Annotated in this window: 17 protein-coding genes; 4 read left to right on the top strand and 13 right to left on the bottom strand. The window is 33.2% G+C overall.

Going from position 1 to position 19320, the window contains the following annotated elements:
* Positions 1-50 precede the first annotated feature (50 nt).
* The gene (locus tag ACFO3N_RS00225) at positions 51-731 is read left to right on the top strand and encodes a DedA family protein (RefSeq protein WP_095928106.1); all 681 of its coding nucleotides are present in this window, start codon (positions 51-53) and stop codon (positions 729-731) included.
* 252 nt (positions 732-983) lie between these two features.
* Here the strand turns inward: ACFO3N_RS00225 and rodA are convergent, their stop codons facing one another.
* The 6 genes from rodA to purH all read right to left on the bottom strand — a co-directional run bounded on the left by rodA (position 984) and on the right by purH (position 8257).
* Positions 984-2219 carry a rod shape-determining protein RodA gene (gene rodA / locus ACFO3N_RS00220; RefSeq protein ID WP_250834285.1) on the bottom strand — a complete coding sequence of 412 codons (1236 nt, stop codon included), beginning with the start codon at positions 2217-2219 and terminating at the stop codon, positions 984-986.
* Positions 2220-2234: 15 nt separating this feature from the next.
* On the bottom strand, positions 2235-4208 hold the full coding sequence (mrdA, locus tag ACFO3N_RS00215; RefSeq protein WP_379794692.1) for a penicillin-binding protein 2: 1974 nt from the start codon (positions 4206-4208) through the stop codon (positions 2235-2237).
* On the bottom strand, positions 4205-4711 hold the full coding sequence (locus tag ACFO3N_RS00210; protein ID WP_095928103.1) for a rod shape-determining protein MreD: 507 nt from the start codon (positions 4709-4711) through the stop codon (positions 4205-4207). Before ACFO3N_RS00210 ends, mrdA begins: the two co-directional genes overlap by 4 nt.
* On the bottom strand, positions 4704-5534 hold the full coding sequence (gene mreC, locus ACFO3N_RS00205; RefSeq protein ID WP_095928102.1) for a rod shape-determining protein MreC: 831 nt from the start codon (positions 5532-5534) through the stop codon (positions 4704-4706). Before mreC ends, ACFO3N_RS00210 begins: the two co-directional genes overlap by 8 nt.
* A 111-nt stretch (positions 5535-5645) precedes the next feature.
* The gene (locus tag ACFO3N_RS00200; RefSeq protein WP_008466528.1) at positions 5646-6674 is read right to left on the bottom strand and encodes a rod shape-determining protein; all 1029 of its coding nucleotides are present in this window, start codon (positions 6672-6674) and stop codon (positions 5646-5648) included.
* Between the two features lie 56 nt (positions 6675-6730).
* Positions 6731-8257 (bottom strand): bifunctional phosphoribosylaminoimidazolecarboxamide formyltransferase/IMP cyclohydrolase, encoded by a 1527-nt coding sequence (gene purH / locus ACFO3N_RS00195; RefSeq protein ID WP_379794689.1) that lies wholly within the window; start codon positions 8255-8257, stop codon positions 6731-6733.
* 165 nt (positions 8258-8422) lie between these two features.
* Here purH and ACFO3N_RS00190 point away from each other — a divergent pair, with 165 nt between their 5' ends.
* Together ACFO3N_RS00190 and ACFO3N_RS00185 are read left to right on the top strand one after the other, a co-directional pair.
* Positions 8423-9670, top strand: coding sequence for an ABC transporter permease (locus tag ACFO3N_RS00190; RefSeq protein WP_379794688.1), 1248 nt, complete (start codon positions 8423-8425; stop codon positions 9668-9670).
* A gap of 90 nt (positions 9671-9760) precedes the next feature.
* Positions 9761-10648 (top strand): cupin-like domain-containing protein, encoded by an 888-nt coding sequence (locus ACFO3N_RS00185; protein WP_379794686.1) that lies wholly within the window; start codon positions 9761-9763, stop codon positions 10646-10648.
* Between the two features lies 1 nt (position 10649).
* Here the strand turns inward: ACFO3N_RS00185 and ACFO3N_RS00180 are convergent, their stop codons facing one another.
* The 5 genes from ACFO3N_RS00180 to tamL form a co-directional block, all read right to left on the bottom strand.
* On the bottom strand, positions 10650-11267 hold the full coding sequence (locus ACFO3N_RS00180) for a hypothetical protein (RefSeq protein WP_379794684.1): 618 nt from the start codon (positions 11265-11267) through the stop codon (positions 10650-10652).
* An 89-nt stretch (positions 11268-11356) separates the two neighbouring features.
* Positions 11357-11758 (bottom strand): helix-turn-helix domain-containing protein, encoded by a 402-nt coding sequence (locus ACFO3N_RS00175; protein ID WP_379794683.1) that lies wholly within the window; start codon positions 11756-11758, stop codon positions 11357-11359.
* A 210-nt stretch (positions 11759-11968) separates the two neighbouring features.
* The gene (accD, locus tag ACFO3N_RS00170) at positions 11969-12823 is read right to left on the bottom strand and encodes an acetyl-CoA carboxylase, carboxyltransferase subunit beta (protein WP_026728501.1); all 855 of its coding nucleotides are present in this window, start codon (positions 12821-12823) and stop codon (positions 11969-11971) included.
* A gap of 104 nt (positions 12824-12927) precedes the next feature.
* Positions 12928-13995, bottom strand: coding sequence for a class II fructose-bisphosphate aldolase (gene fbaA, locus ACFO3N_RS00165; protein ID WP_035645669.1), 1068 nt, complete (start codon positions 13993-13995; stop codon positions 12928-12930).
* 60 nt (positions 13996-14055) lie between these two features.
* The gene (gene tamL, locus ACFO3N_RS00160; RefSeq protein ID WP_379794681.1) at positions 14056-16629 is read right to left on the bottom strand and encodes a translocation and assembly module lipoprotein TamL; all 2574 of its coding nucleotides are present in this window, start codon (positions 16627-16629) and stop codon (positions 14056-14058) included.
* Between the two features lie 37 nt (positions 16630-16666).
* Here tamL and ACFO3N_RS00155 point away from each other — a divergent pair, with 37 nt between their 5' ends.
* A complete protein-coding gene (locus ACFO3N_RS00155; protein WP_379794679.1) occupies positions 16667-17395 on the top strand; it encodes an RNA methyltransferase in 729 nt (242 codons plus the stop codon).
* 9 nt (positions 17396-17404) lie between these two features.
* On the opposite strand, the gene porT is transcribed toward ACFO3N_RS00155, so the two are convergent.
* Positions 17405-18115 carry a type IX secretion/gliding motility protein PorT/SprT gene (porT, locus tag ACFO3N_RS00150; protein ID WP_379794677.1) on the bottom strand — a complete coding sequence of 237 codons (711 nt, stop codon included), beginning with the start codon at positions 18113-18115 and terminating at the stop codon, positions 17405-17407.
* A 1-nt stretch (position 18116) separates the two neighbouring features.
* Positions 18117-18848 carry a bifunctional demethylmenaquinone methyltransferase/2-methoxy-6-polyprenyl-1,4-benzoquinol methylase UbiE gene (gene ubiE / locus ACFO3N_RS00145; RefSeq protein ID WP_095928095.1) on the bottom strand — a complete coding sequence of 244 codons (732 nt, stop codon included), beginning with the start codon at positions 18846-18848 and terminating at the stop codon, positions 18117-18119.
* Between the last annotated feature and the right edge of the window lie 472 nt (positions 18849-19320).

Genomic DNA, 19320 nt, shown 5'->3' with positions numbered 1-19320 from the left:
CTAAATTATTGTTACTTTCACGAACTTATAAGATAACCAATTCCCCTTTTATGAATAATTTTGAATGGACCCAGTTACTAAACCCTGAATTTTATATTACTTTAAGCGTTGGAGGTTTTCAGATTGGGTTGTTTATTGTTCTGTTTATCGTTTTTGCGGAAACAGGACTTTTTGCAGGTTTTTTTCTGCCTGGAGATAGTTTGCTTTTTTTGGCAGGTATTTACAGCCGTGATCTAGTTGAGAATGTTGCCTCTATTCCAAATGATTTTATAAATGTCTTTTTGCTTGCTACAGCAGTTGCTGTAATGGGTGTTTTAGGTAATATGACAGGTTATTGGTTTGGCGCAAAAAGCGGTTATTATTTATTCAAAAAAGAAGATACATTCTGGTTCAAAAAGAAATATCTGTTGCAGTCAAAAGATTTCTTTGAAAAATATGGTGGAAAAGCAATTATTTACGCGCGCTTCCTTCCAATTTTTAGAACCTTTGCTCCAATTGTTGCGGGTATTGTATCGATGGATAGAAAGAAGTTTATGTTTTACAATATTCTGAGTTCTTTCCTTTGGTCGTTTATTTTAATTTTCGCAGGACATTATCTATACGGCATTTTCTTGAAGCAAGGCATAGATTTAAAGAAACACATCGAATACATTATTATAATTATAGTTATAATCTCAACGTTCCCTGTTCTAGTTAAACTATTTAAAAAGACACCAAAGGAACAAATATAATCTTAAAGAAAATAAAAAAATCCGAAGCCTTAAGCTTCGGATTTTTTTGCTTGTTGGTAAAGTTATTATCGGCGTTTCCATGATATGATATATTGTTATATGCGATATAATTAGTTAGCAGATAAAATCGAAGTTAATAGTGTAAATGTAAAATCAAAAAAGCTGTAATTAGTTTTTAAAACATAATTACAGCTTTTGTATTAAATTATTCTACTTGGAATTTGGCATTTAAAAATTGAATATTTTAAACACTTACCATTCATTCACTTTATTTGCATCCATTTTAAGGAAAATAAACAGCAAAATGGTGAATCCCCAGAGTCCAGATCCTCCGTATGAAAAGAACGGCAGAGGAACACCAATTGTAGGGAAAATTCCAATTACCATCGCGATATTTACAAAGAAGTGTATAAATAGAATTGCGGCGACGCAATAGCCATAGACTCGGCTAAACTTTGTCTTCTGTCTTTCTGCCAAGTAAATTACTCTAAGCAATAAACTAACGAAAAGTAAAATAACGACAAAAGAACCTGCAAACCCCCATTCTTCGCCAACAGTTGTAAAAATATAATCGGTGTGTTGCTCAGGAACAAATCCTCCTTTGGTTTGTGTTCCTTCTAGGAAACCTTTTCCGATCCATCCGCCAGACCCAATTGCAATTTCAGACTGATTGGTATTGTATCCGATACCTTTCATGTCTACAGTTTTACCTAGTAAAATATTGAAACGGTCTCTATGGTGTTGTTTAAATACATTATCAAAAACATAATCTACAGAGAAAACAAATCCTGAGATTAAAACTAATAAGATACCGCTTAAGATAATATTTCGATCTACCGCTCTACCTTTAAAATGTATGATTGCCAAAACCACAAAAGCCATTGCAATAACAGCGTATGGTTCTAAAACCAAAGTAAGAACAAAGAGGATAATGGTTATAAATGCCGTCCAAACATACCAAGAAGGCAAACCTTCTCGATACAGAACAAGAATAAAAGCACTGTAAATTAAAGCACTTCCAGGATCTGGTTGTGGTAAAATAAGTAGTACAGGTAATAGCATAATGGCTAAAGCCTGAATTTGTCTATTGGTTTCTTTTAAGTTGATCTGTGTGTCGCTTAAATATTTGGCCAAAGCCAATGATGTTGCGGCTTTTGCAAACTCAGAAGGTTGCAAAGTAAAACTTCCGATGGCGTACCAGCATCGCTGTCCGGCAATTGTTTTTCCGAAGAGAAACAATCCAGCAAGAGATAATAAAGAAACTCCAAATATGATACTAGCATATTTTTCATAGAATTTACCATCAACAAAAAGCACAACAAATATCAAAGGAATTGTACAGCAAATAAAAATCAGCTGTTTTTGATAAGTACCATCTGTTGATAATAAGGAAGACGAATAAATATTAAGCCAACCTAAAGTTACCAGCGCAATGTAGATAAAGACACTTATCCAATCAATATTATTTTTTACACTTTGATTTTTCATTTGAAATAATCTTTCTTAGTTTTTCTTAGTTGTGTCTACCGCTGTTTTTTTAACTTCAGTTTTTGGTGCCGTTGTAACTGGTGCTTTTGGCTTTACAATTTTAGCTTGTAAAGCAGAATCTTTTGGAACAGATTCAATTTTAAGCGCCTCACTTATTCCTCCCAATTTAGCATATTCTGAAAGTAAGCTTTTGTTTAGTACTCTTATTTCTAGATCGGTTCTTGTAATTTTCTTTCTTAGATATTTTTCAATCATTAAACTCGCTATCGGACCCGCAACTGTTGCTCCAAAACCTCCATTTTCAATCATAACCGCAATAGCAATTTTTGGATTGTCTTTTGGTGCAAAAGCAACAAATATAGAGTGGTCTTTAAGCTGTGTTCTTTTGCCGTTTATTTTGGCAAAGTTCTCGGCAGTACCTGTTTTTCCGCAAATATCGATTCCTTCTACTCTTAAACTGTAAGCAGTACCTTTGTTGTAAACATCAAACAGTCCGCTGATAACTGGGGGAAAATATTTTTGATCAACCGTAGTCACGTGTTTTGTAGTGAACTTTTCGTCGATTTTTTCTCCTTCAATTTTTTTAATGATATGAGGAGTATAATAATAACCCTGATTTGCTACAGTCGCCATCATGTTGGCCAATTGAATAGGCGTCATTAAAACCTCTCCCTGACCAATTGCATTGGATACAATTGTTGAGCTTCTCCATCCTCCGTTAGGATAAATTCTTTTATAGGTTTTAGAAGTTGGGATATTTCCTCGTTTTCCAATAGGTAAATCATATCCCATAAATTGTCCTAAACCGAAACTTTTTACGTGACTGCTCCAAACATCAACAGCTTGACCAGGATCTTTGTACTTATTGATGGTAAGCATATAGGCTTGTCCAAAATAAGTATTACAAGAGTTGTAGATTCCGTTATGCAATTGGTGCGGTCCAAAACCGTGGCATTTCATAAATCGGCCTCCACCATAACTAAATCCGTGATGACACATAAAAGTAGTCTGCTCATTTACTACACCTTCTTGAAGCGCAACTAAACCAGTTAGGATTTTAAATGGAGAACCTGGAGGGTACTCTGCTAAAAGTCCTCTGTCGTATAATGGTTTTGAAATAGAATCGTTATATAAAAGCGTATAATTTTTAGATCTTTGGCGGCCTACCAAAATACCTGGATCGTAGGAAGGAGCAGTGACCAACGCTAGAATTTCTCCAGATTTAGGTTCAAGGGCAACAATTCCTCCTCGCTTATTGATCATCAGTTCCTCGCCATATTTTTGAAGTTCAGCATCAATAGTTAAATTAATGTCTTCTCCAGCTACGGCGATGGTGTCGTATTTTCCTTCTTTATAAGCACCAATTTCTCGGTTGTATTTGTCTTTTTGAATGTATTTTACACCTTTTATTCCGCGTAAAATTTCTTCATAACTTTGTTCTACACCTTGTTTTCCAATTAAATCTCCACTATTGTAATAAGGATTTTTTTCAATCTGTTTTTCGTTAACCTGTGTAATAAAACCAAAAATATTTGCACCATAATCTACTTCATAATCACGAAGTGATCTTTTTTGGAAATAAAAACCATCATATTTTCTGATTTTTTCCTGAAAAGCAGCAAATTCATTTTTGTTTAGCTGAGATAAGAAAACAGAAGGAAGTCTAGGGCTATATACTTTTGCCTTTTCGACGCGTTTATGATATTCTTCTTCAGTAATATTTAGAAGAGCGCAAAATTCGGCAATATTTAAATCTTTTTTTACATCTCTTGGAATAACCATGATGTCATAAGAAGCCTGATTCGCAACAAGAAGTTTTCCGTTACGATCATAAATATAACCTCTTTCAGGATAGTCGTATACTTTTTTTATCGCATTATTTTCCGATTTCAATTTAAAAGAATCATCAATAATTTGCAGGTAAAAAATCCTAATCACTAGCAAAGACGCTGCAATAATAATTATAGTGGGCAGCAAGACTTTTCTCATCGTTTATTGGGCTTAATAAGATAAATTATTATTATTGAGGTGATTATAGTAAAGATAGAACTAAATAAGGTTCGGAGCAAAATGTCCCAGATGAATTTGAATTGAAATGCTTCTAATACAAATAATACAATATGATGCATTAAAACCGAAACCAGTATAAATGAAAATCGTTCTGGTGTTAAAGATTCGTTTAGTTTAATGGTTTGATATTCATAACTCAGACCAAAAGAAAATTTAAAAATATAGGGTCTATAATACGCTAATATAACACACGCAGTCGCATGTATGCCTCCAGAATTACAGAACATATCCATTGTAAGTCCAAGTAAAAAACTAGAAATTATTAATCCTGCTTTATTGCTGTTTACAGGGTATAGAATGATATACAAGATATACGGAAAAGGACTTATATATCCTAAGAAATTCATATTGTTGAAAATAACAATCTGAACTGCCAGTAACATAATAAATCGAAAAATATTGACTAACAGAGCGCTATTCATTTTTTTCTTTGTTTTTGTTTTCTAAGTTAATAAGTTCTTCTCTGTCTTTACTTTTGATGACATATACATGACCCAAGTTTGTCATATCGTTAAATAGTTTAACTTTTATAACATAAAAGCTTGTGTTCTCTTTTTTGTATATAACGTCTACAGTTCCGATATTAATTCCTTCAGGGAAAATTACAGATTGTCCTCCGGTAACAATGGTGTCGCCTTTTCTAATTGATGCTAATCTTGGCACATCTTCTAGCTGAACAAATCCTGTGCTTTTACCGTCCCAAGTTAAAGAACCAAAGTGGTTAGATTTTTTGATTTTAGCATTAATATGCGACTTCATGTTCAAAATGCTCACTACTGTAGAATAGTTTGCAGAAGTATTGTCTACTACTCCAATAATACCTAAACTGTTTATAACTCCCATGTCTGGCTTAACTCCTTCTTTGCTTCCAGAGTTTAAAGTGATATAGTTTTCGTGGGTGTTGTATGTATTATGAATTACTTTTGATACCACGATATCTGCAGGTTTTACACCTTTAATGCTATCTGGCAATGGTGCTTTGGTAGTGTCTTCTTTATTGAACAAAAGACTTTTTAACCTTGCATTCTCTAATACAAGTTCATCATTTTCGGCTCTTAAATTCAAATATTCGTTTACACGATTAATTCTTTCGTAAACACCTCCGCTTAAAAAATTAGCTGAACTGATTACTCTGCTTCTGTGGTAGGAATGCGATTGAATTGTGAGCGTCAACGAAATACCTAAAAGCAGCAAAAACAGCAATCGATTACTGTTTCTTATAATGAAATTAAATATTTGCTGCATTTCTTGTCTGGTTATTTTGTTTCAGGATATGCTTAAAGGTTTCAGTTTTTACAAGGGTCAAATATTAAAAATCTGACCCTTATAAAAGTAAATTGATTGTTATTTTGAATCTTATTTGATTAAGATACTTTTAAATTTAGCGATGTTTTTAAGAGCCATTCCTGTTCCTCGTACAACTGCTCTTAAAGGATCTTCGGCAATATAAACCGGTAAGTCTGTTTTTTGAGAAATACGTTTGTCAAGACCTCTTAACATTGATCCACCACCAGCTAAATAGATACCAGTGTTGTAGATATCTGCTGCTAATTCTGGCGGAGTCTGAGATAATGTTTCCATTACCGCATCTTCAATACGCTGAATAGATTTGTCTAATGCTTTTGCAATTTCACGGTAAGAAACATCTACTTGTTTTGGTTTACCAGTAAGTAAATCTCTACCTTGAACTGACATATCTTCTGGCGGGCCATCTAAATCTTCGATAGCCGCTCCAATTTGAATTTTAATTTTCTCTGCAGTACTTTCTCCTACAAAAAGGTTGTGCTGTGTACGCATGTAATAAACGATATCGTTTGTAAAAACGTCACCTGCAATTTTTACAGATTTGTCACATACAATTCCGCCTAAAGCGATAACAGCAATTTCTGTTGTACCACCTCCGATATCTACAATCATGTTACCTTTTGGTTGCATAATGTCTATACCAATACCAATTGCCGCTGCCATTGGCTCATGAATCAAGTAAACTTCTTTTCCGTTTACTCTCTCACAAGATTCCTTCACCGCTCTCATCTCCACTTCAGTAATACCAGAAGGAATACATACAACCATACGTAAAGCTGGAGTAAACATTCTTTTTTTCAATGCAGGAATACTTTTAATGAACATATTGATCATTTTTTCCGAAGCATCAAAATCAGCGATTACACCATCTTTCAAAGGCCTTATAGTTTTGATGTTTTCATGTGTTTTACCTTGCATCATATTGGCTTCCTTACCAACAGCAATGATTTTGCCTGATACTCTATCACGTGCAACGATAGATGGACTATCAATGACAACTTTATCATTATGAATGATTAAAGTGTTTGCGGTTCCAAGGTCTATCGCAATATCCTCGGTCATGAAATCAAAAAATCCCATAAGTTTTTTAGGGGTTTAAAATGTTATAAATTATTTATCGAACAAAGTTAAACAAATTAATGTTTAAAATGACGAGTTCCTGTAAATACCATTGCAAGATTATTTTCATTGCAATAATTTATACTTAATTCGTCTTTAATTGAACCTCCTGGCTGAATTACAGCAGTTATTCCTGCTTTTTTGGCTAATTCTACACAATCCGGAAATGGGAAAAATGCATCACTTGCCATCGAAGCTCCATTTAAATCAAATCCAAAAGCTTTTGCTTTGTCAACTGCTTGAATTAAAGCGTCAACTCTTGAAGTCTGACCTGTACCTGATGAAATCAATGTTCCGTTTTTAGCAAATACAATAGTGTTTGATTTTGTATTCTTGCAGATTTTAGAAGCAAAGATCAAATCTTCGATCTCTTGAGCAGTAGGTTCTGTAATTGTAACGGTTTTTAAATGCTCTTTATTATCCGTAATATTATTTCTGTCCTGAATTAACAAACCATTAAGACAAGTTCTTACTTGACGAGCTGGTAATTCAACTTCATTTTGAACTAATATAATTCTGTTTTTCTTCTCTTGTAAAACTGTAACAGCCTCATCATCATAAGCTGGAGCGATTACAACCTCGCAGAATAACTTGTTGATTTCTTGTGCAGTTGCTAAATCAATTTTTGTGTTAGAAATTAACACTCCTCCAAAAGCAGAAGTAGGATCACAAGCTAAAGCGGCTAAATAAGCTTCGCTAATTGTTTTTCTTGAAGCCAATCCGCAAGCATTGTTATGTTTTAAAATGGCGAACGTTGGTCCGTCAGTTTTAAATTCAGCAATTAAATTTACTGCAGCATCAACATCAAGTAAATTGTTATATGATAATTCTTTTCCGTGAAGTTTGTTGAACATTGCATCAAAATCTCCAAAGAAGAATCCTTTTTGGTGAGGGTTTTCACCGTATCTTAAAACCTGACCATTTGCAATGCTTTCTTTGTAAATAGTCTCGTCTGTGTTGAAATAATTAAAAATAGCTCCATCGTAGTGAGAGGAAACATGGAATGCTTTAGTAGCCAACAATCTTCTGTTTTCCAAAGTTGTTGCTCCATCTTGCTCCGTAATCAAATCTAAAAGCAAACTGTACTCATTAACAGAAGCTACAATTACAGTGTCTTTAAAGTTTTTTGCACCAGCTCGAATTAATGAAATACCACCAATATCAATTTTCTCAATAATATCTTGTTCGCTAGCTCCAGAAGCAACTGTTTTTTCAAAAGGATATAAATCAACAATTACTAAATCGATTTGAGGAATATCAAATTCCTTCATTTGCTGCACGTCGCTTTCATTATCTTGACGATTCAAGATTCCGCCAAAAATCTTTGGGTGTAAAGTTTTTACTCTTCCGCCAAGAATTTCAGGGAAAGAAGTGATATCTTCAACGGGAACCACTGGAATACCAAGGTTTTTGATGAAATCTTCAGTTCCTCCAGTTGAATAAAGTGTTACATTTTGTTCGTGTAATTTTCTAACAATTGGTTCTAATCCTTCTTTAGAAAAAACAGAAATTAATGCCGATTGTATTTTTTTTGTTGTGCTCATTTTGTAGTTATGATTTTGAGACTGCAAAAGTAGTTTTTTTATATATTATATTAAAGAAAATTAGTGTAACAAAATGCTAAAAAAATCTACTGATGAGTAAGTTAACTTTTATTAGGTTTTTGAATTTAAATTATTGAATTTTACTTTATTGAAATATACAAAAATATGATCGTTTATCTAAGATTATTAAAAGAAAGTCTAAGCTTTGCCATCAATGCTTTGCGAAATAATAAATTACGCACATTATTGTCGCTTTTAGGCGTAACGATCGGTATTTTTTCAATCATTGCCGTTTTGGCCGCTGTTGACTCTTTAGATAAAAAAATCTCTAAAGATCTGAGTAGCTTAGATAAAAATACAATTTATTTAATGAAATACTGCTTTGGGCCGTCTGAAATTCCACAATGGAAGAGAGAACAGTTTCCAAATGTAAAATATGACGAATATATTGGTTTAAAAAATTCAATGAATAATACCGACCAAGTAGCATATCAGCTTTTTGTAAATAGGGAAAGTTTAAAATATGATTCTAAAACAGTCAGCGATGTAAATATTATTCCGGCATCAAACGAAATGGTCGATATTGACGGATTGAGTTTTGACAAAGGAAGATTTTATAACGAATCTGAATCTAATTCGGGAACTCCCGTTATTGTTCTTGGGTATGATATAGCCGAAGGACTTTTTGGTTCCAGTGATCCAATTGGGAAAAATATTCGCTTATATGGACAGAGATTTACTGTACTTGGCGTAATGGCAAAACAAGGAGCCGGTTTTTTTGGAGACAGCAATGATACTTCGGTTTATCTTCCGGCTAATTTCTTAAGAAGAATGTACGGAGACAGCGATTCTATGACCCCAGTTATAGTTTTAAAGCCAGAAAAAGGCGTAGACATGGAGGCGTATAAAGCAGAAATTGCCCAAAAATTGCGAGCAATTCGCGGAATGAAAGCGGGAGAAATGGATAATTTCTTTATTAATGTGCTTTCTGGATTTACCGATTTTATTGATGGAATTTTAGGACAGATGAATTTTGTAGGCTGGATCATCAGCGGATTTTCTCTTCTTGTTGGCGGGTTCGGAATTGCGAATATTATGTTTGTTTCGGTTAAAGAAAGAACCAATCTTATCGGGATTCAAAAATCATTGGGAGCGAAAAATAAATTTATTTTATTCCAGTTTTTGTTTGAAGCCGTTATTCTTTCTGTTATTGGAGGAATTATAGGTCTGTTAATGGTTTGGGGAATCGCTGTGATCTTAACAAAAGCCCTCGATTTTGAATTTGTCTTAAGTTTAGGAAATATTCTTTTAGGAACTAGTTTAGCGGCTCTTATTGGTTTGATTTCTGGAATTCTTCCTGCTATTTCGGCGGCAAATTTAGATCCGGTTGAAGCCATTCGAACAGGAATGTAAAATATTGTTTTTGTGTTATTTTACTGTAAATTTTGTTGAGTGGGAATAAATAGATACATTTGATAGGCAACAAATTAAAACACAAGATAAATGAGCTTTAATCTTAAATCTGTTGATACTGTTGAGTCGATTTCTCGGGAAGATTTTAAAAAGAATTACCTCGATAAAAGAAAACCTTTAATCATAAAGGGACTTACAAAAGATTGGCCAGCAAGAGAAAAATGGTCAACAGAGTATTTCAAGCAGATTGCTGGAGATATAGAGGTTAAACTTGTGGATAATTCAAAGGCGGATCCAAAAAAAGTAATCAATGCTTCGATTGCGAGTATGAAATTTGGAGAATATCTGGATTTGATCAAACGTGAACCAACACAATTGCGTATTTTTTTCTTCAATCTTTTCAAGCACAGACCCGAATTAATTGACGATGTAAAAGTTCCTAAAGAATTAATGGGAGGTTTTATAGAAAGTATGCCTGCTATGTTTTTTGGCGGTTCAAAGGCAATTACATTTCTACATTATGATATCGATTTGCCACATCTTTTTCACACCCATTTTGGTGGAAGAAAACATATTATACTATTTGATAATAAATGGAAGAAAAGGCTTTATTGTATCCCAAATACGACTTATGCTTTAGAAGATTATGATGTCGCGAATCCTGATTTTGAAAAATTTCCAGCGTTGAAAGGAGTAGAAGGCTATGAAGTTTTCTTAGAGCATGGAGATACTTTGTTCATGCCAACAGGAATGTGGCATTGGATGCGTTACATTGATGGTTCTTTCTCTCTAACACTTCGCGCATGGGATCAATCTGTTTCTCGTAAAATAGCCAGTGTTTGGAGCTTGTTTATGCATGGAGCAGTAGATAGTGGTATAAAAGTGATATTTAGAGAACGTTATGCTGTTTGGCGCGAAAAGCGGGCGTTTGTAATTGCTGAAAAAGAATTGAAAAAGGATTTGAAAAAAGCGGGATAATTTATTTTGTTGTCTTTTCTAGTTTTGGTTTTATGAAAGGAATTGTAATTCTGCCTTTATCCCATTTAATGTTTTTTGACTTATAAGTTTCATTGCGTTTCTTATACTTCAAAACAGTGTCCTCTTCTTGAGTTGTTTTTCTTATTAAAAAACTAATGTCTTTTTTATTTAAAAAGTTAAAAAGCAATTCGTTTTTTATAGTGTCATTTTGTGAAGCAATTATTAATATTCCTTTATACTCTTTTTTATTTGTAAAATTATTTGAAATAAAATTACTAAGATTTGATTGCGAGACTTTTATCAAATCATTTGGCTTTAAATTTATCAAATGTGGAATTGTGTCGCTTTCTGGTGTTGTTCCACATCCGTCTCTCATGAAATCTTTTTTGTAAAAATAAAACTCTCTTTTTTTATCCATTATTAATTGTCTTTCTGAATAAAAACCTTTTGGAGGCGGGGAAGTATTAGGGTTATCTTTTTGTAATGAATCATAATATCTTTTTAGTTTTCTGTCTTCATAAGAAATGATATAATCTTTGCTTTTTATAGCCGTTTTTTCTTTTTTGTCACAATTCAAAAAGAGAAAACAAATCATAAAACCAATAAAAATTCTTGCCATAAAGAATAAGATTTAAAATAAAGATATAAAAAAATCTCAAGAAGCAATTTCTTGAGATTTTGTATTGAATTTGTATGTTTTTAGAAAGATTATTTCTCTTTCATTAATTTTTCCAAATATTCGTTTTTTTCTTTTTCTGCCAAAACCAAACGTTCATAAAGTTCAACTACTTTATCTAACGGATTAAATGTGCAATGAGTTGGATTGAACATTCCATTTATTCCGGTACTTGTGCTGTTATCGTAAAAATTATTAAAATAATTTATCATATTTTCTTCAGTAAAGTTTTTAATTGCTTCAACAGTTACTCCAAGCGCTTTTGCTACTTCTGCAAGTTTTGCATCATCTATGGTTTCACTGTTCTCCATAGCGGAAATCGACTGTTGATTTGTACCCAAAGCCTGCGCAAGAGCTTCCTGCTTCATATCTTTAAGTTCACGAATACGACTGATTTTTCGTCCTATATGGTTTTGTTTTGTTGCTGTGCTCATAATTCAAAGATATTTATATTACTTTAGAAAAAATAGATTTCTGTAAAAAACAGGTTTGCATTAGTATGATACGCTATTGTCATTTATGCAAAAACAAAAATACAATTTTTCAGACAAGTTGTTAATTGTACTTATAAAACTTATATGGTTTAAAACAAAAAATCCCAAGAAGCAATTTCTTGGGATTTTCTATTTTAAGTAGTTTTAAAACTATCTAATATCATTATTTTGAATCAAATCGATATATAAGTTGATCTTATCTTTCAATTCTTTTCTAGGCGTGATAAAGTCTAAGAAACCGTGCTCTAATAAGAACTCAGCAGTTTGGAAACCTTCTGGTAAATCTTTTCCAGTAGTGTCACGTACAACACGCGGACCAGCAAAACCAATCAAAGCGCCAGGCTCAGAGATGTTGATATCTCCTAACATCGCGTATGATGCTGTTGTTCCTCCAGTTGTTGGGTCTGTACAAAGAGAAATATAAGGTAATTTAGCTTCAGCTAATTGAGCTAGTTTTACAGAAGTTTTTGCTAATTGCATTAAAGAATAAGCAGCTTCCATCATACGAGCTCCACCAGATTTAGAAATCATTACAAAAGGAAGTTTGTTTTTAATAGCGTGATCAATACCTCTTGCGATTTTTTCACCTACTACAGCCCCCATAGATCCACCGATGAATGCAAAATCCATACAGCAGATTACAAGTTCTCTTCCTTTAGATTTTCCTACTCCCGTACGAACAGCGTCTTTTAAGTGAGTTTTTTCCATTACATCTTTCAAACGCTCTGCATATTTTTTTGTGTCCACAAAATGCAAAGGATCTTTAGAAGTCATGTTTTTATCTAACTCAACAAATTCGTTGTTGTCGAATAAAATTTCAAAATAGGTTGCGCTTCCAATTCGAACATGAAAATCATCTTCAGGGCTCACGAATAAATTTCTCGCTAATTCGTCAGCATCAATAATTTTTCCAGTAGGAGATTTGTACCACAATCCTTTCGGAACGTCCATCTTATCTTCTGTCGCGGTCGTAATCCCTTTTTCTTGTCTTTTAAACCAAGCCATTTTTCTAGTATTCAGTGTTCAGTAATAAAAATTTCAGTGTTCAGTGGTATTCAGTTTTAAGTACTCAGATGTTGAATACTTAAAACTGTAAACTGAATACTTTTTTATAACGTGTTTACGTTATTTAAATCTGCAAAAGCTTGTTCCAATCTTGCGTTGAATGTTACTTCGCTCTCACGAACCCATCTTCTTGGGTCGTAATATTTTTTGTTTGGAGCATCAGCACCTTCTGGGTTACCAATTTGTGATTTCAAATAGTCAAGGTTTTTAACCATATAATCACGGATTCCTTCAGTGTATGCAAACTGTAAATCTGTATCAATGTTCATTTTGATAACTCCGTAGCTAATTCCTTCTCTGATTTCTTCAAGTGTAGAACCTGAACCTCCGTGGAATACGAAATCAACTGGATTGTGTCCTGTGTTGAATTTGTTTTGTACGAAGTCTTGAGAATTTTTTAAGATTTTTGGAGTTAATTTTACGTTTCCTGGTTTGTACACACCGTGAACGTTTCCGAAAGCTGCAGCAATTGTAAATTTAGGGCTAACTTTAGATAATTCTTCGTAAGCGTAAGCTACTTCTTCTGGTTGAGTATATAATTTTGAGCTGTCAACATCAGAGTTATCAACACCATCTTCTTCACCACCTGTAATACCAAGTTCGATTTCTAATGTCATACCCATTTTGCTCATTCTAGCTAAATATTCTTTACAGATCTCGATATTTTCTTCGATTGGCTCCTCAGACAAATCGATCATGTGAGAACTGAATAATGGTTTTCCTGTTTCTGCAAAGTGTTTTTCAGAAGCATCTAATAAGCCATCAATCCAAGGTAAAAGTTTTTTTGCACAGTGGTCAGTGTGTAAGATTACAGTTGCACCGTAAGCTTCTGCCAAAGTATGAATATGTTTTGCTCCCGCGATTCCTCCTGCGATTGCTGCTTTTTCACCTGCATTTGATAATCCTTTTCCAGCGTTGAATTGTGCTCCTCCGTTAGAAAATTGAATGATAACTGGCGCGTTTAGTTTTGCTGCAGTTTCAAGAACTCCGTTAATTGTGCTTGATCCAGTAACGTTTACTGCTGGAAGAGCAAAACCCTTCTCTTTAGCATAATTAAAGATCTCTTGTACTTGATCTCCTGTAGCTACTCCTGGTTTAATGTTATGTGCCATTGTAATTTTTTTTATAGTTGTTTTTAGTTTTTAGGTTGCAAAAATAAGAATTAATTAGCATTAGAACGGATAATTTATCCCAAAATTTAAAACCGAGTGCCCAAAATTGTATTCTTTAAACCATCGATCTCCTTTGTCATGCGAGGGATTATAGGTCTTAAAGCCTAAATCTAAACGAATAACAAAAAAGCTTAAATCGTATCGTAAACCGAATCCTGTACCCAAAGCAATTTCTTCTAAATCGTTTAAGTTGTCAAATTTTGCTTTAGGATCTACGACATTATCGAGCACATTCCAGATATTTCCGGCGTCTGCAAAGAGAGCTCCCTTAACATCTCCAAAAATTTTGAAGCGATATTCGATACTTGCCGCAATTTTCATATTTGCTTCATTAAAGTCATTTACAGCATTTGTACTTCCCGGTCCTAAAGCGTAAGGTTGCCAAGCACGGTTGTCATTTGAACCTCCGGCATAATAACTTCGTGAAAACGGAATGTAATTTGAATTTCCAAACGGAACTGCAATTCCGAAGAAGCTTCTAACAGCCAAAACTTTTTCTTTTCCAAAATCCCAGTGTTTGATGTAATCAAATTCAGTTTTAACATATTCTGAGTATTCTAGGTTGAAAATCTCATAATTTCCTCTTGAATTTTTTTGAAGGTTTCCAATTTCAGAGACTAGAGACAATAAAGTTCCCGCTGATTCTATTTTTGTTCTAAATTGATAGAAGTTGTTATCTGCTAAATCTTTTTTAGTTGTTTTGGTAAAAGAGAAACTTGTTGCTAGAATGAAATCATTTTCAGTTAAACGAACTCTTCTTTCTTCAATACTTTTAACTTCTTGGTATTGAGAGTCTGAAGGTGTTAGAGTAGTTTGGTCTGTTAATACGTCATTAGTAAATCCTGTAGTTCCTTTAGGGATAGTAAGATCTTTTCTTGCTTGTTCCTCTGGCGTATCTCCCCAGTTACTGAGTGTTTCGTTGTAATTTTTTCCAATTCCATTCAAATCATCATAAGAAGAAGTGTAAACTCTAAAATAGTTGTCTGGATTTAAGTTGCGAACAAACTGTGCATTCAATAATTCCAATTTTGCAGTATTATGGCGTTTTGGGCTCCAGTTATACGAGATACCTCCTGTGAAGTTTTCTTTATCTAGACCAATATTTCGCTGCTTAGAAAAACCAGAAGATATGGAGGTATACGGAATCATACTTTTCGGAATGATTTTTTCGGTTCCAAAGGGCAGTAAAATTCTCGGAAAATTCAATTTCATATCTAGACCATATTCCGAAACGTTAAAGAAGTTGTTGTTCGGATTGGCCATGTCTCTAGATGAACCAACATTCAAACGAGCTGAAATTTCAAGAGTTTCTGCTCGATTAAATACATTTCGAATCGTTTCAGAAATGCTGGCTCCAATTCCGAAATCCTGAATATTAGAGTGCGTTACGTCAAGAGTAGCCCCAAAACTGTATTTTTTTCTTGGGGTCAAATAAACATTAGCGATAAGAGATTGAGCTGTAGAATCTCTCTTGTCTACTTCGTATTGAATAGAAGGATAGTTGAAAATCCTCAAATTGTTTAAAGAGCGAGAAGAAAGGGTGGTTCTAAAATCGGCAAAAGTACTCCCTTTTGTAATGAAAATAGCATCGGTAATAGCACGCGGTCTATATTTTAATCCTTTGTAACTGTATAGATTAAAATTGTTGTATGTTACGCTATCTGTTGGTTTTTTCTTAGCATTAGCAGCAGAATAATCGGTGTAGATATTTACATCGCTAATTTTGTATAGTTTAAAAGGCTCTGTACGGCTCGAATCTTTTTCCTGAATAGTGTTGTTGTTAATAATTAAGCTAACATCAGCCTTTGCTTTTTTGCCAATGGTATCAATGTCAAAAGTTACATAAGTAGGCTGAAAATAATAAGCTCCGTGATTTCTAAAGTAGGTTGTAATACGGTTTTTCTCTTCTTCAAAATCGGTAGTTTTATATTGATTTCCAGACTTTAGTAAAGAAGGTTCATTGTTGGTTCTATATAAAGAATCTAGCGCAGGAGTCATTATTTTGGTTCTAATAGTGTCCAATTTATAAGCTGGTCCTGTAGTGATGTTGTAATTAATTTCGGCTCTTTTTACTCCAACCGTGTCGATTGTATAATCGGTATTAACATTGAAAAAACCATTATTAAAATAATAATATTTTAAACGTAATAATGATTTTCTGGTTTTTGACGTGTCAATTATTACAGGCGGTTCACCAGTACTTTTTAAAAACTCATGAATTCCTTTGTAATAAAACGATTGTCCAAGGCGATCTACTTGTTTTGCAGAGAGTATTTTAGACATACGCTCATATTTTCCAGGATTATTTTTAAATTTTGCCTGATAAGTAGAATCTGGATTTAAATTGGCTAAATTGTATAAATTTAATCGAAGTTTATAACCTAATAATTTACCATTTGGTTTTTGGTACATTTGGTTAGAAGCTGTTTCGTCATTTGTAGATTTTCCGTTAACTAAAATATTGTTTTTTACAAGAAGGTTTTTTCCATCGGGAACTCTTTTTACGGCATTACAAGCGCAAATTAATATTGCAATTAGAAGAAATGCTATTATTTTTGTGGAATTATTTTTCAAGTGTTTTTTAATATTTAATTCAAAAGTACATTATTTTATGGTTAGTAAAAACCAAATAAAGCTTATCTCTAGTTTACATCAAAAAAAGCAACGTCTTGCTAGTCAATTATTCTTTGCTGAAGGAGTAAAAGTAATTCAAGAATTGCTGCAATCCAATTTTGAATTAGAACATTTATACACCACATTGAATGATTTTGAAACGGTACATGCTTCAAAACGAACTCTTATTAATGACCAAGAACTGAAAAAAATAAGTGCTTTGTCTACTCCGAATTCTTGTTTAGCAGTTTTTAAAATTCCAGTTCCCAAAAAGACAATCGATTCGGGCTTAATTTTAGCATTAGACGACATTAGAGATCCTGGAAATCTAGGAACTATTTTGCGTCTATGCGATTGGTTTGGTATTAAGCAGATTATTTGTTCTAAAGAAACGGTAGATATTTATAATCCGAAAGTGGTACAAGCTACAATGGGTTCGATTACCAGAGTAAATGTAAGCTATGTTGATTTAAAACTTTTTCTTGCTCAAACTAAACTGCCAGTTTTTGGAACTTTTATGGACGGAGAAAATATTTATCAATCCAAATTACCTCAGGATGGAATCATTATTATGGGTAATGAAGCCAATGGGATTTCAGAAGAAATTGAAAAAATAGTAACCAGTCGCCTAACAATTCCTAGATTTGGAGAGCTTCAAAAAACCGAAAGTTTAAATGTAGCTACTGCAACAGCAATTATTCTTAGTGAATTTAAACGAAATAGTTGATATTTTGTTTTAATGAAAAGTGAAATTTATTAAAATTGCTCTAGATTTCATCGAATCGATATTTCCAGTCCAAGGGCTGTCTGGAGTTTTATCTCTAATAAGTTCATCTGTGATTCCGAACATACCTCTAACAGAAGGAGAAAAAATAAAGTATTCAGTAAAAATATCAATTCCTAAACCTAACTCATAAGCAGCGGTCCATTGTTTTACTCTAAATTTTTGCTCAAAGTTATCATCTTGAGACTTCGCATTACTAGATAAATTTAAAGTTGTAGACATACCGCCAACCAAGTACGGACGTATATTTCCTGTGCGCAAGGCAGAAAACTTCAATAATAAAGGAAAGTGAATGTAAGTGCTATTTACTTCTCTTAAATAGTCGCTTTCTGTAGTTCCTACGCCAGGAAAAAACAAATCACGTTTAGTATAATACAAACCTGGTTCAAAACGAAGGTTAATGTATTCCTGAAGTCTTAAATCGGCTACGACACCAACATTAAAACCAGTAGTTTTTTTTACTTGAATATCTTCCTGTACAGGAGTTTTGTAGTCAAATTTAAAGTCAAAACTATTAAAACCTAGATAATAGCCAAAATAGACACGCTGTTTTTGCCAGTTTTCAAGATTAATGATAGGGTCTTTGCTAAACATGTTTTTAGCAAATTGAGAATGTCCTTTTGTCGTTAAGACTAATAAAAATAAGATTACAATTTTTTTCATACTATTTTTTAGATGCAGAATAAATTGTTGCGACACCAAAAGTTTGGGGCATTGCCACAACATCTATAAACCCAGTTTTTCTCAAAATATTGTTTAAGGCTTCGCCATAAGGAAAAGCGGCAGCAGATTCAGACAAGTAGCCATAGGCATCATTATCTTTAGAGAATAATTTACCAATTAATGGAAGTATATTTTTGCTGTAAAAATTATAACCTTGTTTATAAGGAAATTTATCTGGGACAGAAGTCTCTAATATAACAAATACCCCATTTGGTTTTAAGACTCTTAAGATTTCTGCAAAACCTTTTTCTAGGTTTTCAAAATTTCTTACACCAAAGCCAACCGTAATAGCATCAAAGTAATTGTCCTCAAAAGGCATATTTTCAGAATCGCCTAAAACTAATTCAATAATATTGGATAGATTTTTTTCTTCAACTTTCTTCTTGCCAACTTCTAGCATTCCAGCAGAGATATCTAGGCCAATAATTTTTTCAGCATTAGTCTTTGCCATTAAAATTGCAAGGTCACCAGTACCTGTTGCGATATCCAGAATAACTTTTGGTTTTTTGTCTGAAACAATTTTTAATACTTTTTTACGCCATTTAACGTCAATTCCAAATGAAATTACACGATTCAAATTATCGTAATTCCCAGAAATGGTGTCAAACATTTGGGTTACTTGCTCTTTTTTACCTAAGGTAGAGTCTTTATACGGAGTTACTTTTTCAGACATTTTTTTTATTTAGGCAAATATAAACAATCTAGTTTAACTGTAATTGAGTTTTTTAATTTGTCAAATAAATGTTTTGGAGTGTTTATTTTAAAACAGAATAAAAGGGTATTTCTGCCATCCCTAAATCTAGGTATTTTATCAAAATCCCTAAATCACGGTATTGTCTAATAGGCCTATTATGGCCAACTTTGTCAAAGTAAAAATGATTAAAGTTAATGATTGATAATGTCGCTATGACTTAAACAAATGGTTGCTTTTTTTTGCGCTGGTAATTCATTTGTTCATGAAAGAGTTTTGTAAGTATTGTTCTTTGGGGGGATATACTGTATTAAGTGCAAAGTACGTTCTTAGGATTAAATTTGTTTTTGGAAATTTTAATTTTCTGCCTTTAATATCTTAGTGGTATTTGTTATTAAAGGCTTTTTTGAGATTTAGGTCTCAAACAACATTAAATGTTATTCAGTTTTACGAA

The sequence above is a fragment of the Flavobacterium chungangensis genome (assembly GCF_042654045.1).
In the GTDB taxonomy this organism is placed as follows: Bacteria; Bacteroidota; Bacteroidia; order Flavobacteriales; family Flavobacteriaceae; genus Flavobacterium; species Flavobacterium chungangensis.
Note: the sequence above shows the minus strand (reverse complement) of the source record. Positions and strands in the feature narration are given on the sequence as shown.